The 17,163-nt window shown below is 38.0% G+C and carries 16 protein-coding genes; all 16 read left to right on the plus strand.

Translation table 11 applies throughout. From position 1 onward, the window contains the following. The first annotated feature begins 1 nt into the window (after position 1). Complete coding sequence (gene lpxD / locus BKM32_RS10725; protein WP_076663787.1) at positions 2-943, plus strand: UDP-3-O-(3-hydroxymyristoyl)glucosamine N-acyltransferase; 942 nt, start codon at positions 2-4, stop codon at positions 941-943. Then, positions 940-1,347 carry a hypothetical protein gene (locus BKM32_RS10730; protein WP_076663788.1) on the plus strand — a complete coding sequence of 136 codons (408 nt, stop codon included), beginning with the start codon at positions 940-942 and terminating at the stop codon, positions 1,345-1,347. Before lpxD ends, BKM32_RS10730 begins: the two co-directional genes overlap by 4 nt. A gap of 71 nt (positions 1,348-1,418) precedes the next feature. Further along, a complete protein-coding gene (sucD, locus tag BKM32_RS10735) occupies positions 1,419-2,291 on the plus strand; it encodes a succinate--CoA ligase subunit alpha (RefSeq protein WP_053977874.1) in 873 nt (290 codons plus the stop codon). A 102-nt stretch (positions 2,292-2,393) separates the two neighbouring features. Beyond that, complete coding sequence (locus BKM32_RS10740) at positions 2,394-5,363, plus strand: pitrilysin family protein (RefSeq protein ID WP_076663789.1); 2,970 nt, start codon at positions 2,394-2,396, stop codon at positions 5,361-5,363. A 150-nt stretch (positions 5,364-5,513) separates the two neighbouring features. Continuing rightward, positions 5,514-6,260 (plus strand): 3-oxoacyl-[acyl-carrier-protein] reductase, encoded by a 747-nt coding sequence (fabG, locus tag BKM32_RS10745; protein ID WP_053977872.1) that lies wholly within the window; start codon positions 5,514-5,516, stop codon positions 6,258-6,260. Between the two features lie 53 nt (positions 6,261-6,313). Further along, positions 6,314-8,350: a hypothetical protein gene (locus BKM32_RS10750; RefSeq protein ID WP_076663790.1), complete on the plus strand. Its 2,037-nt coding sequence runs from the start codon at positions 6,314-6,316 to the stop codon at positions 8,348-8,350. Positions 8,351-8,358: 8 nt separating this feature from the next. Then, positions 8,359-9,174: a prohibitin family protein gene (locus BKM32_RS10755; RefSeq protein ID WP_053977870.1), complete on the plus strand. Its 816-nt coding sequence runs from the start codon at positions 8,359-8,361 to the stop codon at positions 9,172-9,174. 36 nt (positions 9,175-9,210) lie between these two features. Beyond that, positions 9,211-9,819 (plus strand): hypothetical protein, encoded by a 609-nt coding sequence (locus BKM32_RS10760; protein WP_123812104.1) that lies wholly within the window; start codon positions 9,211-9,213, stop codon positions 9,817-9,819. A gap of 225 nt (positions 9,820-10,044) precedes the next feature. Beyond that, positions 10,045-10,902, plus strand: coding sequence for an ATP phosphoribosyltransferase (hisG, locus tag BKM32_RS10765; RefSeq protein WP_076663996.1), 858 nt, complete (start codon positions 10,045-10,047; stop codon positions 10,900-10,902). A 20-nt stretch (positions 10,903-10,922) separates the two neighbouring features. Further along, a complete protein-coding gene (hisD, locus tag BKM32_RS10770) occupies positions 10,923-12,224 on the plus strand; it encodes a histidinol dehydrogenase (protein ID WP_076663792.1) in 1,302 nt (433 codons plus the stop codon). Continuing rightward, positions 12,221-13,279: a histidinol-phosphate transaminase gene (gene hisC / locus BKM32_RS10775; protein ID WP_076663793.1), complete on the plus strand. Its 1,059-nt coding sequence runs from the start codon at positions 12,221-12,223 to the stop codon at positions 13,277-13,279. The genes hisD and hisC overlap by 4 nt, the downstream gene beginning before the upstream one ends. Further along, on the plus strand, positions 13,276-14,409 hold the full coding sequence (gene hisB / locus BKM32_RS10780; RefSeq protein ID WP_076663794.1) for a bifunctional histidinol-phosphatase/imidazoleglycerol-phosphate dehydratase HisB: 1,134 nt from the start codon (positions 13,276-13,278) through the stop codon (positions 14,407-14,409). The genes hisC and hisB overlap by 4 nt, the downstream gene beginning before the upstream one ends. A 16-nt stretch (positions 14,410-14,425) precedes the next feature. Then, entirely contained in the window at positions 14,426-15,013 is a 588-nt protein-coding gene (hisH, locus tag BKM32_RS10785; RefSeq protein ID WP_076663795.1) for an imidazole glycerol phosphate synthase subunit HisH, read from the plus strand. Between the two features lie 12 nt (positions 15,014-15,025). Then, complete coding sequence (gene hisA / locus BKM32_RS10790) at positions 15,026-15,757, plus strand: 1-(5-phosphoribosyl)-5-[(5-phosphoribosylamino)methylideneamino]imidazole-4-carboxamide isomerase (RefSeq protein ID WP_076663796.1); 732 nt, start codon at positions 15,026-15,028, stop codon at positions 15,755-15,757. A 2-nt stretch (positions 15,758-15,759) separates the two neighbouring features. Then, a complete protein-coding gene (gene hisF, locus BKM32_RS10795) occupies positions 15,760-16,515 on the plus strand; it encodes an imidazole glycerol phosphate synthase subunit HisF (protein WP_076663797.1) in 756 nt (251 codons plus the stop codon). A 37-nt stretch (positions 16,516-16,552) separates the two neighbouring features. After that, on the plus strand, positions 16,553-17,149 hold the full coding sequence (gene hisIE, locus BKM32_RS10800) for a bifunctional phosphoribosyl-AMP cyclohydrolase/phosphoribosyl-ATP diphosphatase HisIE (protein ID WP_076663798.1): 597 nt from the start codon (positions 16,553-16,555) through the stop codon (positions 17,147-17,149). Positions 17,150-17,163: the final 14 nt, after the last annotated feature.

Here is a 17,163-nt window from a genome sequence, read left to right on the forward strand (position 1 = left end):
ATTGAAATTTCCAAAAACATACAAGCTTAAAGAAATCGCAGCCTTGATTGGCTGTGATTTTGTTGGTTCAGACGATTTTCCAGTTCTGGGGATGAATGAAATTCATGTGGTAGAACCAGGAGACATTGTGTTTGTGGACCATCCAAAATATTATGACAAGGCGCTGAACTCGGCCGCTACCATTGTCCTAATCAACAAAGAAGTAGAATGTCCTGAAGGAAAAGCTCTTTTAGTAAGTGACGATCCATTTAGGGATTTTAACAAATTGACCCATCATTTTAAGCCTTTCCTAGCTTCCAATGTTGCCATTGCACCAACAGCAAAAATAGGTGAGAATACCATTGTTCAACCCAACTGCTTTATTGGAAACAACGTAACCATTGGAGACAACTGTATTATTCATTCCAATGTAAGCATTTATGATGACGCTGTGATAGGTAACAATGTAACCATTCATGCAGGAACTGTTTTGGGGGCCAATGCCTTTTATTACAAAAAACGTCCAGAAGGTTTTGATCAATTGCTCTCAGGAGGGCGTGTAGTAATCAAGGACAATGTTGATATTGGAGCTGCCTGCACTATTGACCGCGGCGTAACTGGAGACACAATTATTGGTGAAGGATCAAAATTGGATAACCAGATTCAAATTGGTCATGATACGGTTGTAGGTAAAAAATGTTTGATTGCCTCCCAAGCGGGTATTGCTGGCTGTGTGGTCATTGAAGATGAAGTAACCATTTGGGGACAAGTTGGAAGCACCAGTGGTGTCACCATAGGTGAGAAGGCGGTAATCTTAGCGCAATCTGGCGTAAGCAAATCGTTAGAAGGGCATAAAACCTATTTTGGCTATCCTGCGGAAGAATCTAGACAAAAGTTGAAGGAAATGGCCATGATCAAGCAAATACCTAAAATTTTGGACGACATCAAAAACATAAAGCAATGACACCAAAAGAATTTGTAACTAGTTTTTATGATTCAGATTTCGGGAACGAAGCCTTTAATCCTTCGGAATTTTTCCATGAAGACTGTCAGTTAAACTGGAACAGCAGTACTGGTTTTAAACAGCTAAACTATTCAGACATTGTCTTATTGTTTAAAAACTTTGGAAAAGCCTACGCTTCGGCAAGAAATCAAGTCAGCCATATGCTTCAAGATGGTAACTTCATGACCATTCGTTATACCATGTATGTCCATCCAATTGAATCTCCAGATGAGGAAGAGCCTATGGCTCATTTCATAACTATTTGGGAGCTTAAAGACAGCAAACTTTACAGGGGCCACGAGATAAGCCAATTGGCCGATGAAAGCCATCCTAGTCTTAAATCATTTTTGGAAATAAAACTTTAAAAAAACTTTTAATTAGGTGTTAAAAGTTTACTTTTGTTCGAACTTAATTAAAAATAAAAAACTAAATATAAATGAGTGTTTTAGTAAATAAAGATTCAAAAATCATTGTTCAAGGGTTTACCGGTAGTGAAGGTACTTTTCACGCAGGACAAATGATTGAATATGGAACAAATGTAGTAGGAGGTGTAACTCCAGGAAAAGGTGGTCAAACACACTTGGACAAGCCTGTTTTCAATACAGTTGCAGAGGCTGTTAAGGAAGTAGGAGCAGATACTACCATCATTTTCGTTCCGCCTGCATTTGCAGCAGACGCCATTATGGAAGCCGCTGATGCCGGAATTAAAGTTATCATAACAATTACTGAAGGAATTCCTGTTGCAGACATGATTTTGGCTGCAGATTATATAAAAGATAAAGATTGTAGATTAATTGGACCTAACTGTCCTGGAATCATCACTCCAGGTGAGGCAAAAGTGGGTATCATGCCAGGTTTTGTATTCAAAAAAGGAAAAGTTGGTATCGTTTCTAAATCTGGAACGTTGACTTATGAAGCAGCTGACCAAGTTGTAAAACAAGGTTTAGGAATTACTACGGCGATTGGTATTGGAGGAGATCCAATTATTGGAACTACTACAAAGGAAGCTGTTGAACTTTTGATCAATGATCCAGAAACCGAAGCCGTTGTAATGATTGGTGAAATTGGAGGGCAATTGGAAGCAGATGCTGCAAACTGGTACAAAGCTAGTGGAAGCAAAAAACCTGTAGTAGGATTCATTGCAGGAGAAACTGCTCCTGCTGGACGTACTATGGGTCACGCTGGTGCCATTGTTGGAGGAAGCGACGATACGGCGCAGGCTAAAAAGAAAATCATGAGAGAATGTGGTATCCATGTTGTGGATTCACCGGCAGAAATTGGTAAAAAAGTTGCCGAAGTTTTAGCATAAAAACTGTTAAAATAAATATAAAACAAACTCGTTATCATTCCGTTGGCTTATTTTAGTCAACGGAATTTTTTTTATATCACCAATACTAATCAAATCAAAAGCATGAGAAAATTTAATCCTCTTTACCTTTTGGTCTTCTTTCTGCTGGCGTATAGCTGTAAGACGAACAAGGAATCAGAAGTGGCTTATGCCATCGAAACCCACAGTGACCCTAGCGGTTTAACCTATGAAACCGTAGCCAATGATCCAACAGGTTTACGTCTTTACACCTTGGAAAATGGCTTAAAGGTGTATTTAAGTAAAAACAATGACGAGCCAAAAATCCAAACTTACATTGCTGTAAGAGCAGGATCCAATTACGACCCAAAAGAATCTACTGGCCTTGCTCACTATTTAGAGCATATGGTATTTAAAGGCACCGACGAGATTAGTGCACTAGATTGGGAAAAGGAAAAAGTGTATTTGGAGCAAATCTCCGATTTATACGAACAACATAGGGCAGAAACAGACCCTGAAAATAAAAAGGAAATCTATAAAAAAATTGACGAAGTTTCTTTAGAGGCATCAAATTATTCAGTAGCTAATGAATATGATAAAATGGTTGGGTCTATAGGTGCCACTAGAACTAACGCACATACTTCTTTTGAAGAAACAGTTTATCATAATTTAATCCCTGCCAATGAACTGGATAAATGGTTGGATTTGGAAAGTGAGCGTTTTAGTCAATTGGTATTGCGTTTGTTCCATACAGAATTAGAAGCTGTATTTGAAGAATTTAATAGAGGCCAGGATAACGATAGTTGGAAATCTTATTTCGCAATGTTGGACGGTCTGTTCCCTAACCACCCTTATGGTCAACAAACTACAATAGGTACAGGAGAACACTTAAAGAACCCTTCTATGGTAGATATTCATAATTATTTCAACAAATACTATGTGCCTAACAATATGGCTTTAGTATTGGTTGGTGATTTGGATTTTGATGCCACGATTAAAAAGATAAACGAAACCTTTGGTAAAATGGAGCGTAAAGAAGTTGTGCATCCAGATTTGCCAAAGGAAGAACCTATTACTGCACCTGTGGTAAAAGAAGTATTTGGGCCTCAGTCTGAAAGTGTTTCAATTGCTTTCCGTTCAAAAGGAGTGAATACTGAAGAAGAAAAATTAGTCACTTTATGTGATATGATTTTGGCCAACGGAAATGCGGGTCTTATTGACTTAAACTTGAACCAACAACAAGTGGTACAATATGCAGGTTGCAGCCCTAATTTTTTAAACGATTATGGCTTTCATAGATTTTATGGTGCTCCAAAAGCAGGGCAATCCTTGGATGAAGTCAAGGAGTTGTTATTGGCTCAAATTGAAAAACTGAAAAATGGAGAGTTTGAGGATTGGATGATTGAAGCCGTTGTGAATGACCTTAAATTAAGTCAGACACAGCAATATGAAAACAGTACAGCTTTAGCTTCTATGTATTATAACGCTTTTATACATAACGAAGATTGGCAGGATAAAGTGAAATTCTTAAATGATCTTAAAGGCTATACTAAGCAGCAAGTGATTGATTTTGCCAATCAATTTTACAAAGACAACTATGTGGTAACCTACAAACGTCAAGGCGAAGATAGCACTATTGTAAAAGTAGAAAACCCCGGAATTACGCCAGTAAACCTTAACAGAGACAAAAGTTCGGAGTATTTAACCAACTTCAACAAGATTGAGCCACAACCATTGCAACCATTGTTTGTTGATTATAAAGAGGCTATCAAAGAAGTATCCACTTCCAATGGAATTAAAGTGTCCTACATAGAGAATGAATTGAACGATTTGTTCAACTTGAATATCATTTTTGACATGGGAAGTGACCATGACAAAAAGTTAGAATTAGCCGTTGGCTATTTGGAATATTTGGGAACTGACTCCTATTCTGCGGAAGACCTGAAAAAGGAATTCTATAAATTAGGAATCAATTATTATGTAAGTACAGGATATGACAAGTCTTATGTTGGATTGAGCGGTTTGAAGGAAAACTTGCCAAAAGGTTTGGAGTTGTTGGAAAACTTATGGACCAATGCTGTTGCAGATCAAGAATCTTATGACAAGTATGTAGACAAAATCCTGAAGAGCAGGGAAGATGGTAAAACCCAAAAAGGGAACATTCTCAACAATGGCTTGCTGAACTACGGAAAATATGGAGAAAACTCCCGTTTGAGAAACATCATGCAAGCAGAGGAGTTGAAAGCTCAAGATCCGCAAGAATTGGTGGATTTAGTAAAAGATTTAAGGAACTTTGAACAACGCATTTTCTATTACGGAAAAGATGTGGATGCAGCTGTAGCAGCCCTAAACAGCAACCATACCATACCTTCGGAATTGAAGGCTTACCCAGAAGAAACCACCTATATTGAACAGGAAACAGGAGGAAACGTATATTTTGTTGATTTTGACATGGTACAGTCTGAAATGTTGTTCTTAGCCAAAGGAGAGCCATTCAAACCAGAAAATATGGCGGCTTCAACCTTGTTTAATTCGTATTTTGGAGGTGGAATGTCATCTATTGTTTTTCAGGAATTAAGAGAGTCTAAGTCTTTGGCATATTCTGCGAGAGCTAATTATAGTAATGCTGCAGAAAAAGATAAACCTAACTATGTGATAGCCTATATTGGAACTCAAGCCAACAAAATGCCACAGGCTGTAGATGCCATGATGGGATTGATGACCAACATGCCAGAAGCAGAGGAGCAATTTAACGCCGCTAAGGAAGCAGCTTTAAAGAAAATAGCTGCCGATCGCATCACCAAATCCAGCATTTTCTGGAATTATGAGCGTTTGAAGAAAAGAGGCATCGATTATGATAACAGAGAGGAAATATACAATTCTATCCAAACCATGACTATGGAGGATTTACGTAAGTTCTTCAACGAAAATATCAAAGGTGAAAACTATAACGTTATGGTAATTGGTAACAAAAAAGACATCGATTTTAAAGCCTTGTCCAAACTGGGAGAAGTGCAGGAAATGGACATCGATTACCTATTCAACTACGAAAAACCAGAAGAAGTTAAGTTGTGATAACGACAACTCACTGTTTAAAAACCTCACAACAATTTGTGAGGTTTTTTTATTTCTTGCAACTTGTAATTGCTATATTTGACATTAATAAAATAGTGTAAACAATTATTGCTGATTAGAAATAATAAGCAACCAATCGTGAAAATAGAAATGAAATTACTAGAAGGAAAAACAGCCATTATTACAGGGGCTAGCCGAGGAATAGGAAAAGGAATTGCCGAAATATTCGCGCAACAAGGTGCAAACGTTGCATTTACTTATAGTTCTTCTGTAGAGGCTGCCAACGCTTTGGAAAAAGAATTGATCGCAATGGGCGTAAAAGCCAAAGGTTACCAAAGCAACGCTGCCGATTTTAACCAAGCACAGGAATTGGTGGATGACGTAGTTAAAGAATTTGGAAGCATCGATATTTTGGTGAACAATGCAGGAATTACCAAGGACAACTTGTTAATGCGTATTAGTGAAGAAGACTTTGATAAAGTTATAGAAGTGAACCTTAAGTCCGTATTCAACATGACCAAAGCGGTACAACGCACTATGTTGAAACAACGCCAAGGGTCTATCATCAATATGAGTTCGGTAGTAGGAGTTAAAGGAAATGCGGGACAAACGAATTATGCGGCTTCAAAAGCCGGAATCATTGGATTCTCTAAATCTGTAGCCTTGGAATTGGGGTCTAGAAACATTAGATGTAATGTGGTGGCTCCTGGGTTCATCGAAACCGAAATGACTGCCAAATTGGATGAAAACACAGTGAAAGGTTGGAGAGATGCCATTCCTTTAAAACGAGGAGGTACTCCAGAAGATATCGCCAATGTATGTGTGTTCTTAGCTAGCGACATGAGTGCTTATGTTACAGGACAAACACTTCACGTGGATGGTGGAATGCTAACCTAGTTGGTTAGTGTTTCTACACAACCTTTAAACACATCAATCAAAACCAATTGTTAATGAATGACATAACAATCTTATATATCATCATTGCTGGAATAATAGCGCTACTAGTAGCGCTTTTTCAGTATATATATAAATCCAAAAAACGTACAAAAACCAACATGTTCTTGGCTTTTTTAAGGTTTGTAACTGTGTTTACGGTTTTGTTGTTGCTCATTAACCCTAAGTTTGAAAAGATTTCCTATTACAATGAAAAGCCCAATTTAGTGGTGGCCATCGATAATTCAGAATCGGTTTCATATTTAAAACAAACCGAAACGGTTGAGGACATGATAAGTTCCTTAAAATCCAATGAAGCCATAAATTCCAATTTCAATGTAGCATATTACACCTTTGGAAAGCAATTACAGCCTTTGGATTCTCTGAGTTTTGACGAAAAGCAATCAGACATGTCCTTGGCATTTAAAAGACTATCTGAAGTATATGGGAATACCATAGCTCCAACTGTTTTTATTACAGACGGCAATCAAACTTATGGCAATGATTACGAATATGCCACCAACAGTGTATATAAGCAGCCTATTTACCCAATTGTTCTTGGAGATACCACAAAATACACAGATCTTAAAATACAGCAGTTAAACGTCAATAAATATGCCTATTTAAAAAATAAGTTTCCTGTTGAAATTATTGCTGTCTATGAAGGCACGGATAAGGTTAGCACACAGCTAAAAATAACCTCAGGCAATGGGGTGATGCATTCCGAAAATCTGGAATTTGATTCTCAAAATACTTCTAAAATTGTTCAAATCACCTTACCTGCCAATAGAGTAGGCGTCAACAACTATAAAGCCGAATTAATCCCGTTACAAGGCGAAAAAAATACGGTAAACAATTATAAGAATTTCGCCGTTGAAGTGATTGACCAAAAGACCAATGTAGCTATCATTTCGGATTTGGTTCACCCGGATCTTGGAGCTTTAAAAAAGGCAATTGAAAGTAATGAACAACGTTCTGGAACCATCTTAACCACAAAAGAGTATTTGAGTTCAGAACAAGATTTTCAATCGGTTATTCTATATCAGCCTAACAATAACTTTAAATTGGTTTATGACGACATTGAAAAGCGAAAACTCAACAGTTTTTTCATTTTGGGCTCTAAAACCAATTGGACATTTTTAAATGCTGCCCAACCATTTTACCAACAAAAAATAACGAGACAAACAGAAGAGTTCCAACCGGCATTAAATCCTAATTATGCCACCTTTATTGTGGAGGATTTAGGTTTTCATGACTTTCCTCCAATTGAATCCGAATTTGGCCCTCTTAACTTTACGGTACCAGTGGAACCTATTTTATTCAAAACCATTAACGGAACTCTACTGGACGAACCACTTTTGGCCACTTTTGAAACCGGAAACCAACGACAGGCTGTTTTGGTAGGTGAAGGCATTTGGAGATGGCGTGCAAAATCGTTTTTGGAGGAACAATCATTTCAAAAGTTTGATGATTTCATTGGGAAATTGATTCAGTACCTAAGTAGCAACCAGCACAAAAGTCGTTTGAATGTTGATTACGAATCCTTTTACAACGGAAATGACGATTTGAAAATCACTGCCCAGTTTTTCAACAAAAATTACGAGTTTGATGCCAATGTGTCTATCAATATTTCCTTGAAAAATCAAGACACAGAAGAAACCTATAACTTTCCTTTTGTTCTAAAAAACACCAACTATCAAGTAGACTTGAGTGGTTTGGCTCCTGGACAGTACAGCTTTACCGTTTCGGTTGAAAATGAAAATATTTCAAAGCAAGGCGCATTACAGGTTTTGGACTATAATGTGGAACAGCAATTTTTAAATGCCAATGCCAAAAAACTTCAGCAAGTGGCTTCACTTAGCGATGGTACATCTTTGTTTTCCTCCAAATTTGAAGATTTATTTTCCTTACTTGAAAACGATCCTAGGTATCAAACATTACAAAAAAGCACAAAAAAAATCGTACCTTTAATAGACTGGAAATTTTTACTTGGACTTATCACGTTAAGTCTTTCCCTTGAATGGTTTATTAGAAAATACAAAGGTTTAATTTAATATTATTTATGGAAAAAATGCCCAAAATCGCATTGCCTTTCGTGGCTTTGCTCGTTGTGTTAATTATTACTATTTCAAAATCTGCAATAACTATTGGTCCAGGGGAAGCCGGGGTGCTTTATAGGACATTTGGGGGTGGTGTGGTAACCGATGAACCTCCATTATCAGAAGGCTTCCACGTCGTGGCTCCTTGGAACAAAGTCTTTGTCTACGAAGTAAGACAGCAGGAAGTGTTGGAAAAAATGAATGTATTATCCTCCAATGGATTGGATATAAAATTGGAAGCTTCGGTTTGGTTTCAACCAAAATATGAAGGCTTAGGTAAATTGCACAAGGAAAAAAGTGAAAAGTATCGTGAGCGCGTATTGTTGCCAGCTATCAGATCTGCAGCGAGAAGTGTCGTAGGACGCTATACACCAGAACAATTGTATTCCAGTAAACGTGATGCAATTCAACAGGAAATATTTGAGGAAACCAAAAAGATAGTGGATGACCAATACATCCAGTTGAACGAAGTATTGGTAAGGGATGTAACGCTTCCCCCAACCATAAAGGATGCCATTGAGCGTAAGCTGAAGCAAGAACAGGAATCTTTGGAATATGAATTTCGTTTGGTAACGGCTCAAAAAGAAGCCGAACGCCAAATAATTGAAGCCCAAGGAAAGGCAGACGCCAATAAAATTCTGAGTGCTTCACTTACAGATAAAATCCTTCAAGACAAAGGAATTGAGGCAACCATACAACTTTCCGAATCCCCAAACAGCAAAGTCATTGTAATTGGTTCGGGAGACAGCGGTATGCCTATTATTTTAGGAAATCAATAATAAAAAAATGATGTGACAAGGTTTGGTTTAATACTGATGATGCTACTATTGATGATGTCCTGTGGACCTTCTATGACATCAAATTGGCTTAAACCAAACCTTGAACTTCCAAAATATTATGGCAGAATAGCCGTGATTGCCGTGAGCTCCGATTTAGAACTTAAGGAAATTCTTGAAAAACATATCGGTCAGAAATTCGAAAAACACGGCATGGACAATGTGGTCTATGGCTCAGAACTGTTCAAGGAAAATATCACCCAAGGCAATTGGGATGAAGGTTATATTACCAAAACCCTTAAACAAAATAGGGTAGATGGTGCCATTGTTGTGAGTTATTTAGGAGATTTGGACGTTCCAGAATATAGTACTGAAGTGTTGTATGGAGCTCCTGCCAATCAACGTTTGGAACAGCACGTAAATTTACGTAACACCGAAGTCCCTGCTCCAGATTACTACACCTCCGGTAACAAAAAGTATTGGTTTGAAGCCTTTCTTTATGATTTAAGTTCAATGCAGTCCAAAGAAGAGGCTTTAATTTGGAAAGGACAATCCTCTGTATCTTCACCTTCAAGTGTTAAAAAGGGAGCGAAACGTTTTTCTAAAGTGTTGGTGGACCATCTTTATAAAAAAGAAATTCTAAAATAGATTTTAAATTATTTGGATATCTAAAATTAATTCACAAATATTTGTACTTCAAATAATTAAAAAGAAATGACTTTTATTCAATTACATCATCATTTTCATACTTGCACTCAGGCGAGATGAAGATGTGTTGAATAAATCCAAATACTATCTAAAACCCGTTTGAGTAAATCAAACGGGTTTTTTGCTTTCATGCCCCAGATTTACTCAAACATCAAAAAGCATAACATGAGTAAATTAAAAATTGCAGTTCAAAAAACAGGTCGCCTTCACGACGATTCCATGAGAATCTTAAATGAAATTGGGGTATCCATAGACAATGGCAAGGATCAGTTGAAAGTTGCCGCCCGTAATTTCCCTTTGGAAGTCTTTTATTTAAGAAATGGAGACATTCCACAATATTTAAAAGACGGTGTAGTGGATGCTGCTATCATTGGGGAAAATGTCTTAATTGAAAAGGGAGGAAATCTCACCATTGTAGAAAAATTGGGCTTTTCAAGATGCAAAGTCTCTGTTGCCATTCCCAAAAGTTCGAAATTCAAAAGTATTCAGGATCTTGAAGGCAAACGTATTGCAACCTCTTATCCAAATACCGTAAATCAATATCTCAAAAAAAACAATATCAATGCCAATTTACATATTATCAATGGCTCTGTTGAAATTGCGCCAAACATTGGTCTTGCCGATGCCATAGTCGATATTGTTTCCAGTGGAAGTACTTTGTTTAAAAACAATTTGAAGGAGGTGGAAGTCATTTTAAAATCCGAAGCGGTTTTGGCGGCTTCACCACTTATTGGAAAGGAACAACAGGAAATTTTAGACCGACTTCAGTTTAGGCTGCAATCCGTTTTAAAAGGAAGACAATCCAAATACGTGCTTCTCAATGCGCCAAACGATAAAATTGAAGATATCATTAAAATTCTTCCCGGCATGAAAAGTCCAACCGTATTGCCCTTGGCAGAAGAGGGCTGGAGCTCGGTACACTCAGTTATTAATAAACATGAATTCTGGGACATTATCGACGAATTAAAACGCGAGGGAGCTCAAGGTATTTTGGTGTGCCCAATTGAAAACATGGTGCTGTAAACAATTAAATAAAAGTGATTATGAACATTATTGAAACTCCAGATAGATCTCAGTGGGAACTGCTATTGAAACGTCCAACAAAAAGTTTGGCCACTATAGAGTACACCGTTGAACAAATATTTGAAGACGTACAACGTAATAGTGATGAGGCCATAAAAAAATACACGTTACTATTCGATGGTGTAACTCTAGAGTCTAATTTTGTCTCTAGACAGGAAATAGAAGCTGCTTGCAATACAGTTCCTGGCAAACTAAAAACAGCTATTAATGTGGCAAAAAACAATATCGAAGCCTTTCACAAAGCTCAAAAAACAACAAAGGTATCTGTCGAGACTTTGCCCGGTGTAACCTGTTGGCAAGAAAAAAGGCCTATTGAAAAAATTGGGTTGTATATTCCCGGAGGAACAGCTCCTTTATTTTCAACAGTGCTCATGCTGGCCGTTCCTGCGCAAATTGCAGGTTGTAAAGAATTGGTATTATGCACGCCACCAAACAAAACTGGAACAATCGCTAACGAAATACTTTATACAGCCAATCTATGCGGGATTGATAAGATCATCAAAATAGGCGGCATACAGGCTATTGCAGGAATGACCTTTGGGACAGATACAATTCCACAGGTTTATAAAATATTTGGTCCAGGAAACCAATATGTCACTGTAGCTAAACAATTATCTACCAAATACGGAATGGCAATAGATATGCCCGCTGGCCCTAGTGAATTATTGGTAGTGGCAGATGAAACAGCAAATGCTGTTTATGTGGCTTCGGACCTGTTAAGTCAAGCAGAACACGGTGTGGATAGCCAAGTAATTCTAGTGTCCACTTCAAAATCTTTTATCAATAAAGTAATCAAAGAAGTAGAAAGTCAACTTGAGCAATTACCGAGAAAAAGTATAGCCGAAAAGGCCATAGCCAACTCCAAATGCTTTCTTATGAAATCGGATGAAGAAGCTATGGATTTAATCAACATGTACGCCCCTGAGCACTTAATCATCTGTTCAGAAAACGAAGATTTTTATGTCAATGGCATCAATAATGCAGGTTCAGTTTTTATTGGCAATTACACCCCTGAAAGTGCAGGTGATTATGCTTCTGGAACCAACCACACGTTACCCACTAACGGCTTTAGTAAAGCGTATTCTGGCGTGAATTTGGACAGTTTCACTAAAAGCATCACCTATCAGAGGATTACTCCTGTGGGATTGTTAGGTATTGGGGAATCCGTAGAGCTCATGGCGGAAGCAGAAGGCCTACAAGCCCATAAAAATGCGGTCTCCATTCGCTTGAAGGATATCCAGAAAAAAGCTAAAACGGCATGAAAACAATGATTGATATAAAAAAACTGGCACGCCCTAATGTCATGGCATTAAAGCCTTATACTTCTGCAAGAGATGACTTTAAAGAGATGAATGCCAACTATGTGTTTTTGGATGCCAACGAAAACCCTTTCAATAATGGTTTAAATCGTTATCCAGATCCCCAACAAAACAAACTAAAAGAGATCTTATCGGAACTTAAACAAGTGTCTAAGGAACAAATCCTTTTAGGAAATGGGAGCGACGAAGTCTTGGATTTGATTTTTAGGGTCTTTTGTGAACCCAACAAGGATAGCATTGCCATTTTGCCACCAACATACGGGATGTATGAAGTTTTGGCCAATGTCAATGCGGTCAAGACCATAAAAATCATGCTTACAGAGGATTTTCAGCCCAATGTAGAAGGTATTTTAAACGCTGTAGACAATACTGCCAAACTGTTGTTTTTATGCTCGCCAAACAATCCTACGGCGAACAGTTTTAAGGCATCGGCCATTGAAGAGTTGATTCAATCATTTCAAGGATTGGTAATTATAGATGAAGCTTATATAGACTTTTCTACCCAGGAAAGTTGGCTCAGCCGATTGGGGGATTTTCCAAACCTTATCGTAACCCAAACCTTGTCCAAAGCTTACGGTCTCGCAGGAATACGATTGGGAATTTGCTATGCTTCCAAAGAAATCATTGCCTTGCTCAACAAAATAAAACCACCTTATAATATTAATGAATTAACCCAACAAAAAGCTTTAACTCAACTGCAGAAAGCACCTCAGGTTCAAGACGAAGTGTCCAGCATTTTGGAACAACGAGAACTGCTTCAAAAGGAGCTTGAGAACATTCCATATATTGAATATATATATCCTTCTGATGCCAACTTTTTGCTTTTAAAAGTTGACCATGCAAATAAACGATATGAGCAACTTGTGACAAAAGGCATTGTGGTTCGAAATAGGAGCAAGGAGCCCTTATGTGACAATTGCCTTCGTATTACAGTTGGGAATTCCAAAGAAAATCAAATACTCATCCAAACCTTAAAAAATCTAGAAACCTCGTTATGAAAAAAGTATTATTTATAGACCGTGACGGTACCCTGATAAAAGAACCAGAAGATGAACAAATAGATGCATTTGAGAAATTGCAATTCTACCCAAAAGTGTTTCAGTATTTAAGTAGGATTTCCAAGGAATTGGATTTTGAATTGGTGATGATTACCAACCAAGACGGTTTGGGAACGGAGGTATTCCCGGAAAATACGTTTTGGCCCGTGCACAATTTCATTATTGAAACCTTTCAGCAAGAAGATATCCTATTCTCTGAACAGTTTATAGACCGCACTTTTCCGCATGAAAATGCCTCCACCAGAAAGCCTAACACAGGACTTTTGACCAAGTATTTTTCAGAAGCATATGATTTATCTAAATCCTTTGTGATAGGAGATCGGTTAACAGATGTAGAATTGGCCAAAAACTTAAATTCCAAAGCCATTTACATTAATAATCATACCAACTTGGGCACTACGGAAATCTCCATCAAAGAAGATGAATTGAAACCTTTCATTGCTCTGGAAACAAATAGTTGGAAGGAGATTTACAAGTACCTAAAGGCTAAGGAGCGTGTAGCACAATTCTCTAGAAATACCAATGAAACTAAAATAGCCATAGAACTGAATTTGGATGGCACAGGAAAAAGCTCTATTGATACAGGCCTTAAATTCTTTGACCACATGTTGGACCAATTGGCACATCACGGACAATTGGACTTGAATATCGAAGTTAATGGCGATTTGGAAGTGGATGAGCACCACACCATTGAAGATACCGCCATTGCTTTAGGTGAGACATTTGCCAAAGCTTTAAGCGATAAACGCGGTATGGAACGTTATGGTTTCTGTTTGCCAATGGATGACTGTTTAGCTCAAGTAGCTATCGATTTTGGCGGAAGGAATTGGCTGGTTTGGGATGTGGATTTCAAACGAGAAATGATTGGGCAAATGCCAACCGAAATGTTTTTCCACTTCTTTAAATCCTTTACAGATGGTGCCAAATGCAATTTGAACATCAAAGCAGAAGGCACCAATGAACACCACAAGATAGAAGCCATTTTCAAAGCCCTTGCAAAAGCCATTAAAATGGCCGTAAAACGCGATATTGAAAAAATGGTATTACCATCTACCAAGGGAGTTTTATAACAAAAGAGAAAAAGCAATGAAACTTGTAATTATTGATTATGGAGCAGGAAACATTAAAAGCATTCAATTTGCTTTTGGAAGGTTAGGGGTGGAAACCAGCTTATCTTCCAATAAAGAGACTATTATGGCGGCAGACAGAGTTATTTTTCCAGGTGTAGGAGAGGCTAGTTCTGCCATGCACATGTTGCTCAGCCATGAATTAAACACTATAATTCCAAAACTCAAACAACCTGTTTTAGGGATTTGCTTGGGCATGCAGTTATTGTGTCAGCATACAGAGGAAGGTTATACAGATGGCTTAGGAATCTTCCAAACCAAGGTGAAACGATTTGCAACGGAACAAAATATTAAAGTACCTCAAATTGGATGGAATACCGTGGAAAATGTAACATCCAATTTGTTTAAAGGAATCCCTGAACAGGCCTTTATGTATTTGGTGCATAGTTATTATGCCGAAATATGTCCAGAAACCATAGCAACCACAACCTATGGCACTTCCTACACGTCGGCATTGCAACACAACAACTTTTACGGTGTCCAGTTTCACCCAGAAAAAAGCGGTGAAGTTGGCAGTAAACTATTAGCTAATTTTTTAGAGCTTTAAAATTATAGAAACATGAGAATAATTCCAGCCATAGATATTATAGAAGGTAAATGTGTTCGACTTACAAAAGGCGATTACAGCACCAAAAAAATATATAACGAAGACCCTTTGGAAGTTGCTAAATCTTTTGAAGGTGCAGGGGTTGAATATCTGCACTTAGTAGATTTGGATGGTGCGAAAAGCAAGCACATTGTCAATTATAAAATTTTGGAACAGATTGCCTCTAAAACCAACCTAAAAATTGACTTTGGGGGAGGTTTAAAATCCAATGAAGATTTACACATAGCTTTTAATTCGGGTGCATCACAGATTACTGGAGGAAGCATTGCTGTTAAAAAAACTGAAATATTTGAAGCTTGGCTCAGCAAATATGGAAGTGACAAAATCATTTTGGGCGCAGATTGCAAAGATGAAAAAATCGCCACATCGGGCTGGCAGGAAGAAAGTGATTTGAATATCATGCCGTTTATCAAATCTTATCAAGAAAAGGGAATACAGTATGTTATTTGTACCGATATCAGTAAAGATGGTATGCTAGAAGGCCCCGCAATAGAGCTTTACAAGGAAATCCTTGCTCAATGCAAGGATGACCCTCAAAGCTTAAAACTTATTGCGTCTGGAGGCATTAGTAGCTTGGAAGACATTGATAAATTGGAAGCTATTGGTTGTGAAGGGGCTATCGTGGGAAAAGCTATTTATGAAGGTAGAATTCAAATGAAGGATCTAGAAAAAAGACTAATATAATTATGTTCACAAAACGTATCATCCCTTGTCTGGATATTAAAAATGGGCGCACCGTTAAAGGTGTGAATTTTGTCAATTTACTGGACGCTGGCGACCCTGTGGAATTGGCCCAACAATACGCCAAAAAAGGCGCTGACGAGTTGGTTTTTTTGGATATTTCAGCCACTCAGGAAGCCCGTAAAACCACTTTGGAGCTCGTACTTCATGTGGCGGAACAAGTCAATATTCCATTTACTGTTGGAGGAGGAATTGGGTCTATTGAAGATGTCGATGCCCTGTTAAAATGTGGTGCCGACAAAGTATCGATTAATTCCTCGGCGGTGAAAAGACCTGATTTGATCAATGAGTTATCTGCTAAATTTGGAAATCAATGTATCGTGGTAGCTATAGATGCTAAACAAATAGAGGGTTCATGGAAAGTCCACTTGGCAGGAGGCAGCATCCCTACAGATTTAGACCTTTTTGAATGGGCCAAAGAAGCTCAGGATAGAGGTGCTGGGGAAATCCTCTTTACTTCCATGAATCACGATGGCACCAAAAATGGTTTTGCCAATGGTGCTTTGGCGCAATTATCCAAAGAGCTTCATATCCCCATTATTGCATCGGGAGGCGCAGGAAGCATAGCACATTTTGAAGAAGCCTTCACCAAAGGAAATGCCGATGCTGCTCTCGCCGCGAGTGTATTTCATTATGGTGAAATTGAAATCAAAACATTAAAACAGAAATTGAAAGAAAAAGGCATTGCCGTTAGATTATAGAAAGCGGTGCCCAATTCATCTTTAAACTTGAAAGAGAATGCAAATAAACTTCGATAAAAACAAAAATGGCTTAGTTCCTGCCATCATACAGGATGCCGAAACCAAAAACGTCCTCATGCTTGGCTATATGAACGAAGAGGCCCTAGAAAAAACCGAAGTATCCGGCTTGGTAACCTTCTATAGCAGAAGCAAACAGCGTCTTTGGACAAAAGGGGAAGAAAGTGGAAATGTACTGAGACTTGAAGATATAAAGATTGATTGCGATGGTGACACCCTATTGATTCAGGCTACACCTTTTGGCCCAACCTGTCACAAAGGAAGTGATACCTGTTGGAACATGCCTAACCGCCTTAATTTTGGATTTCTAACAACTTTAGAAGATATTATTCAGAACCGAAAAGAGAATTTTAAACCGTCGGAATCTTATGTAGCATCCCTATTTGAAAAGGGCATCAATAAAATTGCACAAAAAGTTGGGGAAGAGGCCGTTGAAGTGGTCATAGAGGCCAAAGATGAAAATGAAGAATTGTTTTTAAACGAAAGCGCCGATTTGCTGTTCCATTATTTAATTTTGCTCCAAGCTAAAGGTTACACTTTAAAGGATGTGGTTGACATACTAAAAACACGGCACTAAATTTTGCGATACCC

This window comes from Mangrovimonas sp. DI 80, assembly GCF_001975575.1.
Taxonomy (GTDB): Bacteria; Bacteroidota; Bacteroidia; order Flavobacteriales; family Flavobacteriaceae; genus Mangrovimonas_A; species Mangrovimonas_A xylaniphaga.

Bases quoted from the DNA above. Each gene is read 5' to 3' on its own strand.
- BKM32_RS10730 (WP_076663788.1), top strand. From the start codon at position 940: ATGACACCAAAAGAATTTGTAACTAGTTTTTATGATTCAGATTTCGGG.
- sucD (WP_053977874.1), top strand. From the start codon at position 1,419: ATGAGTGTTTTAGTAAATAAAGATTCAAAAATCATTGTTCAAGGGTTT.
- BKM32_RS10740 (WP_076663789.1), top strand. From the start codon at position 2,394: ATGAGAAAATTTAATCCTCTTTACCTTTTGGTCTTCTTTCTGCTGGCG.
- fabG (WP_053977872.1), top strand. From the start codon at position 5,514: ATGAAATTACTAGAAGGAAAAACAGCCATTATTACAGGGGCTAGCCGA.
- BKM32_RS10750 (WP_076663790.1), top strand. From the start codon at position 6,314: ATGAATGACATAACAATCTTATATATCATCATTGCTGGAATAATAGCG.
- BKM32_RS10755 (WP_053977870.1), top strand. From the start codon at position 8,359: ATGGAAAAAATGCCCAAAATCGCATTGCCTTTCGTGGCTTTGCTCGTT.
- BKM32_RS10760 (WP_123812104.1), top strand. From the start codon at position 9,211: ATGATGCTACTATTGATGATGTCCTGTGGACCTTCTATGACATCAAAT.
- hisG (WP_076663996.1), top strand. From the start codon at position 10,045: ATGAGTAAATTAAAAATTGCAGTTCAAAAAACAGGTCGCCTTCACGAC.
- hisD (WP_076663792.1), top strand. From the start codon at position 10,923: ATGAACATTATTGAAACTCCAGATAGATCTCAGTGGGAACTGCTATTG.
- hisC (WP_076663793.1), top strand. From the start codon at position 12,221: ATGAAAACAATGATTGATATAAAAAAACTGGCACGCCCTAATGTCATG.
- hisB (WP_076663794.1), top strand. From the start codon at position 13,276: ATGAAAAAAGTATTATTTATAGACCGTGACGGTACCCTGATAAAAGAA.
- hisH (WP_076663795.1), top strand. From the start codon at position 14,426: ATGAAACTTGTAATTATTGATTATGGAGCAGGAAACATTAAAAGCATT.
- hisA (WP_076663796.1), top strand. From the start codon at position 15,026: ATGAGAATAATTCCAGCCATAGATATTATAGAAGGTAAATGTGTTCGA.
- hisF (WP_076663797.1), top strand. From the start codon at position 15,760: ATGTTCACAAAACGTATCATCCCTTGTCTGGATATTAAAAATGGGCGC.
- hisIE (WP_076663798.1), top strand. From the start codon at position 16,553: ATGCAAATAAACTTCGATAAAAACAAAAATGGCTTAGTTCCTGCCATC.